The sequence below is a fragment of the Dielma fastidiosa genome (genome assembly GCF_000313565.1).
Lineage (GTDB): Bacteria > Bacillota_I > Bacilli_A > Erysipelotrichales > Erysipelotrichaceae > Dielma > Dielma fastidiosa.
Map to the genome: position 1 here is coordinate 152,898 of NZ_HE578925.1, position 16,888 is coordinate 169,785.

Below are 16,888 nucleotides of genomic sequence, written 5' to 3' on the forward strand. Positions count from 1 at the left end.
TACTTGATTTGAAAATACAACTATGCTATACTTATTTCGTAGAAATAAAGGATGGTAATTGTTAATTGCAAGTAACCTATCTACACATATTTTATTTATGTGTGGTAGGTTTTTTTTGTTAAGAGGGAGGTTCTATATGATTATCCAAAGAATTTTAACCAATAATGCAGTAATAATCCAGAATTCTAATGGAAAGGAGCAAATAGTTTGTGGTAAAGGTATAGGATATAAGAAGCATATAGGTGATAAGATTGATGAAAATATAGTTAACCAAGTATTTGTATTAACTAGAAATGGTTTGACAAAGCAATTAGAAGAATTGCTTTACGATATACCGATTGAATATGTACAAATATCTAATCAAATAATCGAAATTGCTAAGCTTGATTTAGGGAGAAAGTTAAATGAAAGCTTATTGATTACTTTAAGTGATCATTTATATCAATCTATATCTCAATTTCTGGATGGTGTTAATTTAGCAAATGCTTTCCTTTTTGATATTAAACAATTTTATGAAGTAGAGTATGAAGTTGGATTAAAAGCTCTTGCTTTAATTGAAAAGAAATTAAAAGTAAAACTACCAGAAGCAGAAGCTGCAAATATTGCACTTCATCTAGTGAATGCTGGAAATGATGATTCAACTCTCGAAGAGATTTATACAATGACTAAGATAATACAAAGTATAACTAATATTATTCGTCATTATTTCTCTATCGAATTCGATGTTAAATCTGCATATTATTATCGATTTATAGTACATTTGAAATACTTCGCACGCAGAGTACTTGAACATAAACAGTATCATGAAGACGATCTAGATTTGTTAGAAATTGTAAAAACAAAGTATAAGAATTCATATGGATGTGTGTGTAAAATTGAAGAATTTATGAAGAAAAAATATGACTATAAGCTAACGGACGAGGAGATGCAATATTTAACAATTCATATACAACGTGTGGTTTACAAGACGATAAAGGATTAAAATTCTTTATTAGAGAAAGGAGTGATGTAGTCATAAAAATAACTGTTAAATGCAAGAGTAATAAAATCATATTTCAAAGGATGGTAACATTAAGTTGGCTTAACCTTCATTAATCAAATAAAATGGAGGAAAATAAAAATGAGTAAATATGAAAATTTAGCAACAGATATTATAAAAAATGTTGGCGGTGAAAAGAATATTAATCAATTAACACATTGTGTTACAAGATTAAGATTTAATCTATATGATGAATCAATTGCAAATGATGAAAAATTAAAAAACTTAGATGGAGTGGTAACGGTTCTTCATACTGCAGGACAATACCAAATAGTTATTGGAAATCATGTTGGAGATGTTTTTGCAGAAATTATAAAAATTGCAAATATCAAAACAGATTCAACAACAATACATAAAAGTCAATCAGATAATCGATCATTAAAGGATAAATTTTTAGATTTAATAACTGGTATATTAGTACCATCAGTCACAATGTTATGTGCCTGTGGAATGATAAAAGGTGTAAATACATTATTATCTTTTTTAGGCGTGTATTCTACTGGTGATGGCTTATACTCTTTATTAAACGCTATCGGTGATTCAATTTATTATTTCTTTCCAATTGTAATTGGTTACAATATGGCTAAGAAATTAAATATGAATTTGTATTTAGGGTTAATTATTGGTGCTTCTTTATGTTATCCAGCTATCAATGGAGTTGATCTTTCAATATTTGGTCTACATGTGAATGCAACTTATACTGGAACCATATTGCCGGTTATTTTGATTATTGGATTGGCGAAACCGATTGAAACATTTTTTAATAAAATTATACCAAGTGTAGTAAAGTCTTTTTTGACACCAATGCTTACATTGATGATTGTTGTACCAATTGGATTTGTAGTAATTGGACCAATAGCTAATACAATAGCTACATTTATGACAGAAATCATTATTTCGATTTATGAATTTAGTCCGATTGTTACAGGCTTAGTCTTAGGCGGAACATGGATGGTTTTGGTTATTATGGGATTTCATATAGTAATATCAACGGTATTCGTTTTGAATGTAATTGCAGGTGTTGCTGATCCAATATTACCAATGTTCAGTTTTGTTAGTTTTACTCAAACAGGAGTAGCTTTAGCAGTTTGGTTAAAAACTAAAGATATACAACTTAAGGGAATTTCTTTTTCAGGAGTTATTTCTGGGATATTTGGCATTACAGAGCCAATAATTTATGGAATCATGATTCCTAAAAAATTATTTGTGTCTTCATTAGTTGCTTGTGGAATTACTGGTGCGTTGACTGCAATGTTTAATATTCTATGCTATACGATGGGTGGAGCAGGAATATTTATGTTTCCGGCATTTATTGACCCTATGGATCCTTCTAAAAGTTTATTTAAATCAATCTTGGTTGCAATATTAGCCTTCGTAGTAGGTCTAGCGATTACTCTGTTTGTTTACAAAGAGAAAAAAGGTGAAGCATTAGGGCAAAAAGCAGATGAAAAAACGTTGGATGGAAAGAAAGAGATAATTTTGAGTCCGTTAAGGGGAGTAGTAAAAGAACTATCCGAAATTTCTGATGATGCATTTAGTCAAGGAGTATTAGGAAAGGGAGTTATGATTCAACCTACTGATGGAAACGTATTTTCTCCATGTAATGGCACAATAAAAACACTATTTCCAACCAAACATGCAATTGGTATCATTTCAGATAGTGGTTGTGAAATACTAATTCATGTTGGTATAAATACAGTTCATTTGAATGGAAAGTATTTTGAGGCACATGTAAAACAAGGAGATCGTGTGAATGTTGGAGAGTTATTAATGACATTTGACAAAGAAAAAATAGAAGAAGAAGGATACTGCTTAGACACTCCTGTAATTATTACCAACACTAATGATTATATTGATATAATTGAATTTGAAATTAATGAAGAAATTTCAACTGATGATACGTTATTAGTTGCTTTAATTTAGGAGGTACTTATGACATTTCCAAAAAATTTTTTATGGGGTGGAGCTACAGCAGCAAACCAATTTGAAGGTGGTTATGATAAAGGTGGCCGAGGATTATCTTCACTAGATATGGTTACAAATGGTTCAATAAATGAGCTACGTCAAATAACAAGAAGTACAATTTCTGATAAGTATTATCCTAATCGAAAAGCAAGTGATTTTTACCATCATTATAAAGAGGATATAGCATTGCTAGCAGAAATGGGAATTATGATATTTCGTATGTCAATCAGTTGGTCAAGAATATTTCCAAAAGGGATAGAGAATACACCAAATGAAGAAGGTTTAAAATTTTATGACAATGTATTTGATGAATTAAAGAAATATAATATCGAACCATTAGTAACAATTTCTCATTTCGATATACCATTAAATTTAGTTGAAAAATATAATGGCTGGGCATCATCAGAAGTTATTGATTTATATCTAAAATATTGTGAAATTATTTTTAAAAGATATAAAAATAAAGTTAATTATTGGATTACTTTTAATGAAATTAATGCAGGTGTTACTGGTGTTTCAAGTTACCAAGGATTAGGTATACGTAATGAAGGGACAATTAGTTATAGTGATGTGGAAGATGATCCACAAATAAGGCTCCAAGCATTGCATTATCAATTTGTTGCTGCCGCAAAAGCTGTAGTCATGGGGCATGAAATCAATCCCAATTTTAAAATAGGATGTATGATTGGAAGTTCAATTTGTTACCCATATACTTGTCACCCTAAAGATATCATTCATGCACAAGAACGAAATCAACTTTATAATTATTATTGTGCAGATGTGCAAGTTCGTGGTGAGTATCCATATTATGCAAAGCGAATTTGGGACAATGAAAATGTATCACTTCATATAACTAAAAATGATGAAGAGATACTAAAAAAAGGAAAAGCAGATTTTCTAGCTATATCCTATTATGCAACGATGTGTGTAAGTGCTACGCAAACCGGTGAATCTGCATTAGCAAATTTGAATCTTGATACACTTAGAAATCCTTATCTTGAAAAAACAGACTGGGATTGGGTGATTGATCCAGATGGCTTAAGGTTTACGCTTAATGAAATGTATGCTAGATATCAGATTCCATTAATGGTTGTAGAAAATGGGTTGTCAGCTTATGATGTTTTAGATGAAAATATGGAAATACATGATCCATATCGAGTAGAATACTTTAAGGCACATATTCGAGCAATGAATGAGGCAATTGAAGATGGAGTTGATTTGCGTGCTTACACTACTTGGGCACCAATAGATTTAGTTTCAGCGATAACAGGAGAAATGAAGAAAAGATATGGTTTCATTTATGTTGATTTTGATGATTATGGTAATGGTACTGGAAAACGATATAAAAAAGATTCATATTATTGGTATAAAAAGGTGATAGCATCAAATGGAGAATCGCTAGATTAAAGAATAAAGAACATCAAAGTGTGATGTTCTTTTACTGAGATACAGACAACACTAATCAAATTATTATAAATGGTCAATTCCAAGTAATAGATCCGTTTAGTGTGTGGATAACGAACCTGTTAATTCTCTGTTTTTATTCTGTGATTAAACATTTGAGTTCAACTTTAGAAGATTCCAGCTTTGTAAGATGATTTAACTCAAACGTTTTTTAAGACCTAAAGCAAGAAAAAATTCTGAAGAATTTTTATACATTATGGATTGGCTTTGAATTCGTTTTTAGATGATAACGAACTTTCTGCTTCAAATCAATGTTTTTGACACTTAAGAGTTGTTGAACAATCAAGGATAAAGGGTAGTAACTGCAATATTCAAGTAATTTGTTTGAATAATGACATCTAGGGATAACCTTCTCTTTACGCCTTGTGATACAATGAGATACTTCATTAAGGCAAGTCCCAATCTTCCAGTTAGTTACATTCGCAACATACTTCAATTTGGCTAGATGAGCTTTATAATAGAAATTAGGAAGAGTACAATGTTTAGCCTCTTTACACCTATTGCTGACATAAGGGAGACGCAGACAGGTTTTACAGTCAGGATAAGGAGAATAATCATTGCATAAGGATAAGTAGCTAGCAAAAGAACAATACTTATTTTACCATAAGTGCGGGATTGCATAGATGTGTTTTAGACCTCATGAATTTTTGAAAAGTAATGGCTGCTGTTTCTGGACTTTAAAAAATAATTGAGTGTAAAGCAAATTTCCGCTTATTTTTAGCTGAAAAGCTTGAATTTATTGGCATTGCGTGGTACACTAACAATGTATAGAAAAGCGAGTGGACGAAAGTCCACTCTTAATTTTGTCAGAATAAGGAGAAACTATGGATCAATTGGCAAAAATCAAAGAAGCAGTGCTTCCGCTGTTAAATGCCCATGACATTCAGTTATATGATGTCTGCTGGACGAATGAAGGAAGAAATAAGATCTTACAAATCGCGATCATGCATGCGGATGGCAGTATGGATATTGATGGCTGTGCTGAAATGGCTGAGCTGATCAGTGAAAAGCTGGATGAAATTGATGTAATCGCTCATGAATACATGCTTGAGGTATGTTCACCGGGAGCTGAGCGTGTTTTACGTTCGCTTGATGAAGTAAAGGGAGCTGTCAATGAGTATATCTATGCCAAGTTCATCAGTGAGGTCAAGGGACTGCGTGAGGTTAAAGGTGATTTACTGGCTGTGGAAGATGATGAATTGCTGATTGCTTATATGGATAAGGCAGTAAAAAGACAATTGCGCGTAAGCTATCAGAATTTGTCACTGATACGTTTATCGGTGCGTATTTAACGAAAGGAAAGAAAATAACGACATGAAACTTAAAGATTTTATGAAAGCAATGCAGGCAATTGAACAAGACCGTTCATTGTCACAGGATATTGTTGTTGCCGCATTGAAAGAAGCGCTGGCAAAGGCATACCGCAAGCACATTGAAATTCCTGATGCGCTGGTTCGTGTAGATATCAATGAAAAATCAGGTGAGATCAAAGTATATCAACAGCGTGCCGTAGTTGAAGAGGTTGAGGATGATGAATTGGAAATCTCATTGGCGGATGCGAAAAAAATCCGTCAAGAGGTTGAGCTTGGCGATATGATTGAAAATGAGGTCAGCATTGAAAACCTTGGCCGTGCGGCTGTCATTTTGGCGAAGAATGTAATGAAACAAAAAATCAGAGAAGCCGAGAAACAAGCGGTTTATGATGAATATTGTGACAAGCTTGACGATCTGGTTGTCGGTACAGTTGAATCCGTAGAGGAAAAATTCTGCGTTGTCAATATCGGCAAGACATTGGCTTTGATGCCAAGAGTTGCGCAGATCCCTGGCGAGCATTATTATGAGGGTCAGCGTCTGCGTGTTGTTGTCAGTGAAGTAAATAAAGAAACTAAAGGCGCTCAGGTACTTGTATCAAGAGCTGATGGTAACTTAGTTAAGCGTTTATTTGAAAAAGAGGTTCCGGAGATCTATCAGGGCATTATTGAAATCAAGGCGATTGCCAGAGATCCTGGTGAGCGCTGCAAGATGGCGGTTTATTCAAAAAATGAAAACATCGATCCGATCGGTGCTTGTATCGGCCCGAGAGGTTCCCGCGTTCAGGTGATTATCGATGAGCTGCATGGTGAAAAAATCGATATCTTTGAATGGAGCGATGATGTTACTGAATTGATTAAAAATGCACTGGCACCGGCTGAAATTTTAGCGGTTATTCCTAATACTGACCGCCGCGGCTTGCTGATCGTTGTTAATGACAATCAGTTATCTTTGGCAATTGGTAAAAAAGGTAAAAATGCCCGATTGGCTGTTAAGCTTACCGGCAATAAGATTGATATTAAGTCAGAGAGTGAAGTAAATGCTTTAGGCATTGACTGGAAAGCAATTGCCGCTGAACAGAAAGCAAAACAGGCTGAGAAGCTGGCACTTGAAAGAGCCGAAGCTCAGCAGCGGATGTTTGAAGAACGTGAAATGGGCAATTCTGAAATTGATGATGAATATTTGGCAAATGAATTGCAGCCAAGCTATGAAGAAGTGGCTGCTGATGAAGTTGTCAGTGAACCGGCTTTAGAAGTAAACAGTGAAGCGGAAGAAGCTGCTGAAGCTGAGGCTGAAGAGGTTGCAGAAGTTAAAGAAAAGGCTGAGGTTAAAGAGGAACGCGCTGAGACAGATCTTGAAAGAGCCGCCCGCATCGCTAAGGAAAAACAGCGTGCAGAAGGCTTGAATATCAAGGAAAAACAGGAATATGTTTCGAAGTTTGAACAGATTGCTGGTGCGCCTGCTGCCAAACCAACAACAGCTGCGAAGCCTAGATGGAAGAAGGAAAGCGACGAAGAAGAAAAACGCCGCAAGCCGACTTTTGATCTGAAGAAGGATTATGAATTGAAGCCGATTTATTCTGAAGAAGAGCTTGAAGAAATCGCCAAACGTGAAGCCGAAGAAAAAGCGAACGATTGGATCAATGATGAAATCGACTTTGATGAATTTGATGAATATTACGAAGAATAGGAGGGATGTTCATGAAGAAAATTCCGATGCGTAAATGTGTCGTAACCCAGGAACAGCTGCCTAAGAAAGAATTGATCCGCGTTGTGCGCACACCTGAACAGCAGGTCGTTATTGATAGCACGGGCCGCACTAATGGCCGCGGTGCTTATCTGAAAAAGGATCTGGCTGCCATCGAGCTGGCTAAAAAGAAAAAAGCGCTGGCAAGAGCATTGGAATGTGAAATTCCTGATGCCATCTATGAACAGCTGACAGCATTGGTGAGCAATGAACAATAAGGCAATGGGTTTGCTTGGCTTAGCGGCCAGGGCGCGCAAGGTGATCAGCGGTGAAGGGGTTCTCACCAGTATTCAAAATGGCAGTGCTAAGCTCGTGCTGATTGCGTCGGATGCCAGTGAGAATACAAAGAAGAAATATGTAGATAAATGCACATACTATAACGTGGAATTTGATTTTGTCGAGACATCGGCAGAACTGAATCAGGCAATGGGTACTTTCAATCGGAAAGTCATTGCCGTTGCTGACGAGGGTTTTGCGAAGAATCTTCATACTTGCTTGAAAGGCTAGGTGATATAATGGCAAGACAGACAAATAACAGAAATAGAAAGAATAACAACCGGAATAATAACTTTACTCCCAAGAAAGAACGGGTAGAGGTTAAGGCAATTACGTATTCCGGCGTATTGACGGTAGGTGAACTAGCTGAGAAGCTGCACCGCAATGCGAGTGAATTGATCAAGGTATTATTCATGCTGGGAAATATGGTTACCATTAACTCCACATTGGATGATGAAACGATTGAATTGCTTTGTATGGAATTTAATGTAGAATGTACGAAAGAAAATATTATTGAAGAAACTAATCTTGAAGAAGAATTAAAAGAAAATGAAGACGATGAGTCTACATTGGAATCACGTCCGCCGGTGGTTACGATCATGGGACATGTTGACCATGGTAAAACAACCTTATTGGATACCATTCGTAAATCAAGAGTTACTGAAGGTGAATTTGGCGGTATCACTCAGCACATTGGTGCTTATCAGGTGAATGTCAAAGGTAAAAAGATCACTTTCTTAGATACGCCGGGACATGAGGCATTTACTGCCATGCGTGCACGCGGTGCTCAGGTTACGGATATCGTCGTTATTGTTGTAGCTGCTGATGACGGTGTTATGCCGCAGACAAAGGAAGCCGTCGATCATGCGAAGGCAGCAGGTGCGCCGGTTATCGTGGCTGTCAACAAGATTGATAAGCCAGATGTGAATACAGACCGCATCATGGGAGAAATGTCTGATTTAGGTTTAATGCCTGAGGAATGGGGCGGCGATACGATGTTCTGCCCAATCAGTGCTAAATTTGGTCAGGGCGTTCCTGAATTGCTGGAATCCATTCAGATTCTTGCCGAGGTTGAAAACTTCCGTGCCAATCCGAACCGTTTAGCTACAGGTACGGTTATTGAAGCAAAATTAGATAAGGGCCGCGGACCGGTTGTCAGTCTGCTTGTTCAAAAAGGTACCTTAAAATCAGGTGATGTACTGGTTGTTGGTTCATGCTATGGACGAGTACGTAAAATGGTTGATGACCATGGCCGTGAAATCAAGTCGGCTGGACCTTCTTCACCGGTTGAAATTATCGGTTTAAATGATGTGCCGGTTGCCGGTGATGTTTTCCGTGTCTTTGATTCGGAAAAGAAGGCAAGACAGATCGCGGAAACCAGAAATCAAGTAAGAATTGATGCTGAACGTAATTCATCCAGCGCCTTAACGCTTGATGATCTTGCCCGTCAGATTGAAGAGGGTAATATTCAGGAAATCAATGTTATCGTTAAGGCAGATGTTCAGGGCTCGGCAGAGGCGGTTAAGGCTTCACTGGAAAAACTGGATGTTCAGGGTGTACGGGTAAATGTAATCCGTTCTACCGCCGGTGCGATCACCGAGAGCGATGTTGTATTAGCCAGTGCTTCAAATGCTATCGTTATTGGTTTTAACGTTCGTCCAAGCGCTAATGTTCGCAAGAAAGCGGAAGAGGAAAAAGTTGAAATCCGTCTGCATAACATTATCTATAAAGCATTGGAAGAAATGGAATTGGCCATGAAGGGTATGCTGGCGCCGGTTTATGAAGAAGTTGTTATCGGTCAGGCTGAAGTGCGTCAGACATATAAGGTTTCAAAAATCGGTACGATTGCCGGCTGTATGGTTACTGATGGCTGCTTAAAGAAAGAATGTAAGATTCGTCTGATCCGTGATGGCATCGTTATCTATACAGGTAAGCTGGCTTCTTTAAAACGTTTCCAAAATGATGCGAAGGAAGTTCAGTCAGGCTATGAGTGCGGCTGTACCATTGAAAATTTCAATGACATCAAAGAGGGCGACATTTTTGAAGCTTATGAAGATCAGCAGGTAGAGGTTGCTTAATATGGGATTAAAAAAGGATAAGATGGATAATATTATCCAAAAAGAAGTCAGTGAAATTATTCAATTTGAACTGAAAAATCCTAAGATTGGTTTTGTGACGATCACTGATGTTGATGTGACTTCAGATATGTCTTATGCGAAAATCTTTGTTTCTTTTTTAGGACAGGATGCCCGCAAAGAAGCTGGTTTGAAGGCATTAAATCAATCAAAGGGGTTTATCCGCAGCGAATTAGCCAAAAGGCTGACGATCCGCAAAACACCGGAATTGATTTTTCAGCTTGATAATTCGCTTGAAAAAGGGAATAAGATTGAAAAAATTCTACATGACATTAATTCAAATAACTAAATAACTGCTTCGGCAGTTATTTTATTAGCAGGAGGACGTATGAGTATTTTAACTGTTGAAAATATCAGCCACAGCTTTGGCGGACGGAGCATATTAGAAAATGTTTCCTTTCGTCTATTAAAAGGCGAGCATGTGGGGCTGGTAGGCGCTAATGGTGAGGGGAAATCAACCTTTCTGAATATCATTTGCGGTAAATTGGAACCAGAACAGGGAAAGGTTGAATGGTGCAACCGTATCACGACCGGTTATCTTGATCAGCATACAGTATTGGAAAAAGGTAAGACGATTCGGATGGTTTTACAGGACGCCTTTGCCTATCTGTTTAAATTAGAAGCTGAAATGATTGAGATGTATGAAAAGATGGGTGAGTGCAGTGAGGAAGAATGCAGCCGCTACATGGATGAAGTCGGCATTATACAGGAAATGCTGGATCATAATGGCTTTTATATGATTGATGCGAAAATTAATGAAGCAGCCAGCGGGCTTGGTTTGCTTGATTTGGGATTGGATCGGGATGTTTCAGAGTTATCCGGAGGTCAGCGCACCAAGGTGTTATTATGTAAATTATTGCTGGAGAATCCGATGATTCTGATTCTTGATGAACCGACCAACTATCTGGATGAGGAGCATATACGATGGCTGACGAATTATCTTCAAAATTACGAGAATGCTTTTATTTTGGTCAGTCATGATGTGCCTTTTTTGAATGATGTAGTTAATATTATTTATCATGTAGAAAATTGCACACTGACGCGATATGTCGGCGATTATCAGAAGTTTGAAGAGGGGCTGGCGATGAAGCGCCGTCAGATGGAGGCGGCTTATAATCGTCAGCAGAAGGAAATTGATGAGCTTCAGGATTTCATCCAGCGCAATAAAGCAAGAGTTGCAACTCGTAATATGGCAGCTTCAAGGCAGAAGAAACTTGATAAGATGGATCTTCTGTCTAAACCAAAGATAAAAATTAAACCGGAGTTTACTTTTTTAACTGCCAGAACACCGGGCAAGGTTCTGTTTAAGCTTAATGATCTGGTAATTGGCTATGATGAGCCATTGACTCGTCCGATCAATATGGAATTTGAACGCAACCGCAAGATTGCAATCAAGGGAGTAAATGGCCTTGGTAAGTCAACGCTGTTAAAGACATTAACTGGCTTGCTTCAGCCATACAGCGGTGAAGTGGAAACTGATCCGTATCTTGAAATTGGTTATTTTGAACAGGAAGCGGTAAATAATACTAAAACAGCTTTACAGGAAATATGGGATTGCTTTCCGGGCTGGACAAATAATGAGGTACGCTCAGCGCTTGCGAAATGCGGCCTTACGACGGATCATATCGAAACCAGCATGATGGTTTTATCCGGCGGTGAAAACGCAAAGGTCAGATTATGCAGGATTCTGAATCAGGAAACCAATGTACTGGTACTGGATGAACCGACGAATCACTTAGATGTGGAAGCTAAGGATGAGCTTAAAAAGGCCATCAGAGAATACCGCGGCAGCGTGATTTTAGTATCACATGATCCGGAATTTTATGAAGATATCGTCGATGAAGTGTTGAATGTTGAAGACTGGACAACCAAGGTGTTATAATGATTAAGAAGCTGTTGATTCTGCTGCCTTCACTGATTCAGGCATGCCTTTGTCTGCTGCCAAGAAGCGGTTTGGTATTAGCGCTGAGCTGCATTCTGGTATTGCTTCAGGGCGGCTTGTGCGCGTGGATGGCTCAGCCTTTATGGTTCAGCCTGCTGATTACATTGCTGGCGGCATTGCCGGGGGCAGAAACGCAGAGCATTCTTATACTCTATCTGCTGATTTTGAATCTATTGGCTTATTTTTGTATTAAAACGATTGTTGCTATTTATCAAAAGTGAGGAAATTCTATGCGTGAATCCATAAAAGAATTAAAAAATAAATATCTGATTAACCATTTGCTCAGCCGTGATGAAGTAAGCATTGAGCTAGCGAAGGGGGTAACAGATGATGAGGAATACTGTACTTTAATGTGGCTTTTAGGTGTATTATATCAGGAAGAAGGCAATAAAAATGCGGCAACCTATTGTTGTCTGCGGGCAAATGAAATCTGGTGCATGAATCAGCTGAAACCTAAGAAAAGACGGTCAGAACTCATATTTACTAACTTTATTATGGATACAGAAATGGAAACTTTTATTCAGCAAAAGATTGCCTTTATGAAAGATAAATATAAACATATTAAGCGTCAGCTTATTTATATCAGCATCTGTTTCGGCTCCTTAGCTTTTTTGATTTCATTTTTCTTTTTAAAGCTGAGTATTGGTGCGGCAATTATTGAATGGGTCTGTTTCTCAGTGCTTTCTTTCTGGTTTACCTATGGCCGCAGCAAGGATCGCTTTTATGTCCTGCAGTCAGAAGCCAGCGGTAAATATTTAAGTGAAGCGGATATGAATTTTGATAAGAAATATCTCTAGCCTATACATTGTGTCTCTTCTTTCATAAGATAGCTTGAAAGGAGAGATTTATTATGTACACACGTTATATCTTGAAGCAGGGCGACCGCGGCATTGCCGTTAATAAGATGCAGGCTTATTTGAATATGTTTCAGCGTGCCGGTTATATCCGTACCGCTCAGAGCGAGGATGGCATTTACGGCACGAAAACGGCTACCGCAGTTAAAGAATTTCAAGTGTTTGCCCGTTTAAATCCAGATGGTGTCATCGGCAGCAATACTTGGGATACAATCATGGAAACCTTAAAATTATTAGGGGTTACAACTAATATTCCAGTAGCCAGCAGTTCTTATTATCTGACAAGCGGTAATACGGGAATCGATGTATTTAAGATGCAGGAATATATTAACAGCATTGCATCGGTGAATCCATGTCTGCGTCCGGTAACTGTCGATGGTGCTTTTGGCAATGCTACAAGAATTGCGGTTCAGCAGTTCCAATATTTGAATAATATGGCAATTGACGGCAAGATTGGCCGGGCCACTTGGGATGAAATCGTTAATCAAGTCAATAAAATGGGCAGTTAGCAGTAAAAGTGGTACACTATCATTGAGGTGATTCAATGAAACACGTAAAAATGATGATGTTATCTACATGCCCGCATTGTAAGAAAGCTTTTGAAATGCTTGATGAGCTTAAAAAGGAACATCCTGAATATCGGGATGTTGAAATTGAAGTGATTGATGAGCAGAAGGAAGAAGAAAAAACAAAGGGCTACGATTATTGGTATGTTCCGACATTTTTTGTAGATGATCAGAAACTCCATGAAGGTGTACCAAGTATTGCGGCTATTGAGGCTGTATTGAAAGCAGCTATTGAATAGCATAAATTAAAGAAACGGTAATCGATAGTGATTATCGTTTTTTCTTAATGTTTGAGTTAATATTGTGATTTATGATAGAATATTACAAAAGGGAGAATCATTATGGAGAAGCAATTAACCAAACCCTTGCAGCGCTCAATGCTGAGGGCTAAGGCAGGGATGGTCTATTATGGGATGAAAAGACGGCTGCTGTGGGTAAGGATGAAAAAGCAGTTTGCGCATGAGTTTCAAAATCCGCTGCCTTATGTGATTTTTAAGCATCAGACACCGCTGCTGCGCGAGCTGAAAGATGTTGAGATGCAATATCAATATAATAAAATTATTAATTTAAAATTAGCGGTCAAAAAAATCAACGGCATTGTGATTCATCCGCATGAGGTATTCAGTTACTGGCAGCTGATCGGCAAGCCGACAAGGCGTAAGGGATATGTAGATGGCATGATTTTGGATCATGGACATTTTTGTTACGGCATCGGCGGCGGTTTATGTCAGCTTTCCAATCTGATCTTCTGGATGAGCATTCATACGCCTTTGACGATCATTGAACGGCATCGTCATGGCTACGATGTATTTCCGGATGCCAACCGCACGCAGCCCTTTGGCAGCGGTGCTACCTGTTTCTACCCGCATGGAGATTTGATGATCCGCAATGATACGGATCAGGATTATCAATTAAATGTAGAGGTTGGAGAAACGATGCTGATCGGTTCATGGCGTGCTTTGGCACCCCTTGATGTCAGCTATACAATTATCGAGAAAAATCATGAGATGAAAGCCGAAACATGGGGATACAGCCGGCATAATGAGCTGTACCGTCAAGTTTATGACCTTGATGGGCAGCTGCTTCATGAAGAATTTCTGCTTTCTAACCATGCGATGATGATGTATTCACCTTATCTTGAATATGAAAAAAACGCTCAAAGCTGATGCTTACAGCGTTTTATTTTCTAAGGATGGCACAATCAGCTTCAGATGCTGTTGGTGGACAATGATTTTAGGGTTTTTTAATTGTTTGATTTCACCGTCGATACAGACGTTGATTTCATGCTCAGCTTCTACCTGTACCTCATGGCATTGACGGTAATGGACAATCTTTTGATATTGCTTTTGAAGATGCTCACCGCGCTTGTAGACATTCATCAGCTGCAGAATTTTAAGCCTTGATACCGAGGGGATCAATACTAAATCGATCAGTCCGTCCTGCATGTCTGAACATGGGGCTGCCCGATAGCTGCCGCCGTAATATTGGCCGTTTGCCATGACTGCGAAGGTATAGTTCTTATGCGGCAGCCGAATGCCGTCAGCAATCAATTCAAAATGATTCTTAATAGATGTTAAGAAGCAATAAAATACAGAAATATCATAAGCCTTGGCACCGCTGATAAAAGGCAGCCGTTTAAAACGTACCATATTCTGGGCAATACTTGAATCAAGACCAATATTAATTACATTGATGCTGAAATGACCATTCACCTCAAGCAGATCAATCTTGCGGGCTGGTGCTTTAATTAATTCTTTCAGATTAAGGAAAGCATCCATAGCCTGACTGCCGAAGCTTTTCACAAAATCATTGCCGCTGCCGATGGGAACCGGCGCTAGTTCAACATTTTCATGATGAACGATGCCGTTGACAATCTCATTCAGCGTGCCGTCACCGCCGCAGCTGTAAATTCTTACCGGCTCATTGCTCATGGCATAGTGCCTGGCAATATCGGTAGCGTCATGAACGCCTTTTGTCACTTCAATGCGATAGGTACCCTCAACGGCTTCTTCAATGAATATTTTGTTGACCATCGCTGCGATATGCTTTGTCTGATCACTTTTGCCGGCAGTAGGGTTAATGATAAATATATGCTTCATAAACTTCTCCCTTTTTCATTAAATTCATTATAGCTGATTTAAAGATATACAGCAATCATATATGATGAATGAATAGTCTTACAGATTAGTCATAGAGCTATACATTTATTGTGAAAATGTTATAATAAGACATGTAAAGGAGGACATTATGGAACCAACTTTAATATTCTGGATCATTGCGTGTATCGCATTCATCTTAATTGAAGCTATTACACAGCAGCTGGTAGCTGTATGGTTTGTGGTTGGCAGCGCCTGTTCATTACTGGTTTCACTGTTCGATGTGTCATTTGATCATCAGATAATTATTTTTATCATTGTTTCTTTATTGACACTGATTGCATTAAGACCATTGCTTAAGAAATTTATGAGCGGCAAGTTTGTTGCGACCAATACAGAAAGCAACATCGGTCAGCTGGCATTAGTAACAAAAGAATTTGATCCATTAACGCTTGAAGGCAGAATTTTGGTCAATAATATGGACTGGGCTGCTAAGAGCATTGACGGACACTGTTTTAAAACTGGTGAGAAAGTTATCGTTCAATCCATCGAAGGTGTTAAGTGCCTTGTGAAGATGGCTTAATAAAAAAGGAGAAAAAATTATGTTTTGGATCGTTATAGGATTATTTTTGCTGTTTATTATTGCTTTCCTGGCATTCCATGTGCGGATTGTTAATCAAAGTCAGGCTGTTGTTGTAGAACGCTTAGGGGCTTATCAGACAACATGGGGTACAGGGGTTCATTTCCTGCTGCCATTTATGGAACGTGTAGCAACTACGATTTCATTGAAGGAGCATGTAGTTGATTTTGATCCGCAGCCGGTTATCACTAAGGATAACGTTACGATGCAGATCGATACTGTTGTTTATTTTCAGGTTACTGATCCGAAGCTTTATGCTTATGGTGTCAACAATCCAATGATGGCTGTTGAGAATTTAACAGCGACAACTCTGCGTAACATCATTGGTGATTTGGATCTTGATGGCACATTGACTTCCCGTGATTTAATTAATACTCAGATGCGTGCAATTCTTGATGAAGCAACTGATAAATGGGGAATTAAGGTTAACCGTGTAGAGCTGAAGAATATTCTGCCGCCGCGTGAAATTCAGGATGCGATGGAGAAACAGATGAAGGCTGAACGTGAACGCCGTGAAGCAATCCTGCAGGCTGAAGGCCGTAAGACAAGTGAAATCTTAATTGCTGAAGGTGAAAAGGAATCAGCGATTCTGAGAGCGGAAGCGGTTAAGGAACAGAAGATTCGTGAAGCGCAAGGTGAGGCTGAGGCAATTGAATTAGTTCAGAAGGCATTGGCTGATTCATTAAATGTATTGAGTGCGGCAACGATTTCTGATGAAGTCTTAAAGCTTAAGAGTTTAGAAGCACTGCAGAAGGTAGCTGACGGACAGGCTACGAAGCTGATTATTCCAAGTGAAATTCAGAATTTGTCCAGCTTGATTGCTTCAGTGAAAGAATCAGGTACGTTATAAGAAC

At 38.3% G+C, this 16,888-nt stretch carries 18 protein-coding genes; 17 read left to right on the plus strand and 1 reads right to left on the minus strand.

Translation table 11 applies throughout. The annotated features are described in order from the left end of the window. Positions 1-136 precede the first annotated feature (136 nt). The 15 genes from licT to DAHG_RS06515 all read left to right on the plus strand — a co-directional run bounded on the left by licT (position 137) and on the right by DAHG_RS06515 (position 14,464). Positions 137-982, plus strand: a complete 846-nt coding sequence (gene licT, locus DAHG_RS06445; RefSeq protein WP_022937525.1) for a BglG family transcription antiterminator LicT — start codon at positions 137-139, stop codon at positions 980-982. Positions 983-1,120: 138 nt separating this feature from the next. Next, positions 1,121-2,962: a beta-glucoside-specific PTS transporter subunit IIABC gene (locus tag DAHG_RS06450; RefSeq protein WP_022937526.1), complete on the plus strand. Its 1,842-nt coding sequence runs from the start codon at positions 1,121-1,123 to the stop codon at positions 2,960-2,962. A gap of 9 nt (positions 2,963-2,971) precedes the next feature. Further along, positions 2,972-4,411 (plus strand): glycoside hydrolase family 1 protein, encoded by a 1,440-nt coding sequence (locus tag DAHG_RS06455; protein ID WP_022937527.1) that lies wholly within the window; start codon positions 2,972-2,974, stop codon positions 4,409-4,411. Positions 4,412-5,292: 881 nt separating this feature from the next. Then, positions 5,293-5,760, plus strand: coding sequence for a ribosome maturation factor RimP (locus DAHG_RS06460; protein WP_022937528.1), 468 nt, complete (start codon positions 5,293-5,295; stop codon positions 5,758-5,760). Positions 5,761-5,782: 22 nt separating this feature from the next. Then, positions 5,783-7,468 (plus strand): transcription termination factor NusA, encoded by a 1,686-nt coding sequence (nusA, locus tag DAHG_RS06465; protein WP_022937529.1) that lies wholly within the window; start codon positions 5,783-5,785, stop codon positions 7,466-7,468. 11 nt (positions 7,469-7,479) lie between these two features. Continuing rightward, on the plus strand, positions 7,480-7,743 hold the full coding sequence (gene rnpM, locus DAHG_RS06470; protein WP_022937530.1) for an RNase P modulator RnpM: 264 nt from the start codon (positions 7,480-7,482) through the stop codon (positions 7,741-7,743). Next, positions 7,733-8,032: a L7Ae/L30e/S12e/Gadd45 family ribosomal protein gene (locus tag DAHG_RS06475; RefSeq protein ID WP_022937531.1), complete on the plus strand. Its 300-nt coding sequence runs from the start codon at positions 7,733-7,735 to the stop codon at positions 8,030-8,032. The genes rnpM and DAHG_RS06475 overlap by 11 nt, the downstream gene beginning before the upstream one ends. 8 nt (positions 8,033-8,040) lie before the next feature. Next, positions 8,041-9,879 (plus strand): translation initiation factor IF-2, encoded by a 1,839-nt coding sequence (gene infB / locus DAHG_RS06480; protein ID WP_022937532.1) that lies wholly within the window; start codon positions 8,041-8,043, stop codon positions 9,877-9,879. Position 9,880: 1 nt separating this feature from the next. Next, on the plus strand, positions 9,881-10,225 hold the full coding sequence (rbfA, locus tag DAHG_RS06485; RefSeq protein WP_022937533.1) for a 30S ribosome-binding factor RbfA: 345 nt from the start codon (positions 9,881-9,883) through the stop codon (positions 10,223-10,225). A gap of 39 nt (positions 10,226-10,264) precedes the next feature. Continuing rightward, positions 10,265-11,818: an ABC-F family ATP-binding cassette domain-containing protein gene (locus tag DAHG_RS06490; protein ID WP_022937534.1), complete on the plus strand. Its 1,554-nt coding sequence runs from the start codon at positions 10,265-10,267 to the stop codon at positions 11,816-11,818. After that, positions 11,818-12,099: a hypothetical protein gene (locus tag DAHG_RS06495; protein WP_022937535.1), complete on the plus strand. Its 282-nt coding sequence runs from the start codon at positions 11,818-11,820 to the stop codon at positions 12,097-12,099. The genes DAHG_RS06490 and DAHG_RS06495 overlap by 1 nt, the downstream gene beginning before the upstream one ends. Before the next feature lie 9 nt (positions 12,100-12,108). Further along, positions 12,109-12,675 (plus strand): hypothetical protein, encoded by a 567-nt coding sequence (locus DAHG_RS06500; protein ID WP_022937536.1) that lies wholly within the window; start codon positions 12,109-12,111, stop codon positions 12,673-12,675. A 53-nt stretch (positions 12,676-12,728) separates the two neighbouring features. Continuing rightward, the gene (locus tag DAHG_RS06505; RefSeq protein ID WP_022937537.1) at positions 12,729-13,241 is read left to right on the plus strand and encodes a peptidoglycan-binding domain-containing protein; all 513 of its coding nucleotides are present in this window, start codon (positions 12,729-12,731) and stop codon (positions 13,239-13,241) included. Between the two features lie 35 nt (positions 13,242-13,276). Further along, positions 13,277-13,537, plus strand: coding sequence for a glutaredoxin family protein (locus DAHG_RS06510; protein ID WP_022937538.1), 261 nt, complete (start codon positions 13,277-13,279; stop codon positions 13,535-13,537). A gap of 102 nt (positions 13,538-13,639) precedes the next feature. After that, positions 13,640-14,464, plus strand: coding sequence for a VanW family protein (locus DAHG_RS06515; RefSeq protein ID WP_022937539.1), 825 nt, complete (start codon positions 13,640-13,642; stop codon positions 14,462-14,464). A 3-nt stretch (positions 14,465-14,467) separates the two neighbouring features. On the opposite strand, the gene DAHG_RS18965 is transcribed toward DAHG_RS06515, so the two are convergent. After that, entirely contained in the window at positions 14,468-15,397 is a 930-nt protein-coding gene (locus tag DAHG_RS18965; RefSeq protein ID WP_022937540.1) for a diacylglycerol/lipid kinase family protein, read from the minus strand. 148 nt (positions 15,398-15,545) lie between these two features. On the opposite strand from DAHG_RS18965, the gene DAHG_RS06525 reads away from it, so the two are divergent. Then, the gene (locus DAHG_RS06525) at positions 15,546-15,977 is read left to right on the plus strand and encodes an NfeD family protein (protein ID WP_022937541.1); all 432 of its coding nucleotides are present in this window, start codon (positions 15,546-15,548) and stop codon (positions 15,975-15,977) included. A 19-nt stretch (positions 15,978-15,996) separates the two neighbouring features. Further along, positions 15,997-16,884: an SPFH domain-containing protein gene (locus DAHG_RS06530; protein WP_022937542.1), complete on the plus strand. Its 888-nt coding sequence runs from the start codon at positions 15,997-15,999 to the stop codon at positions 16,882-16,884. The last annotated feature ends 4 nt before the right edge of the window (positions 16,885-16,888 follow it).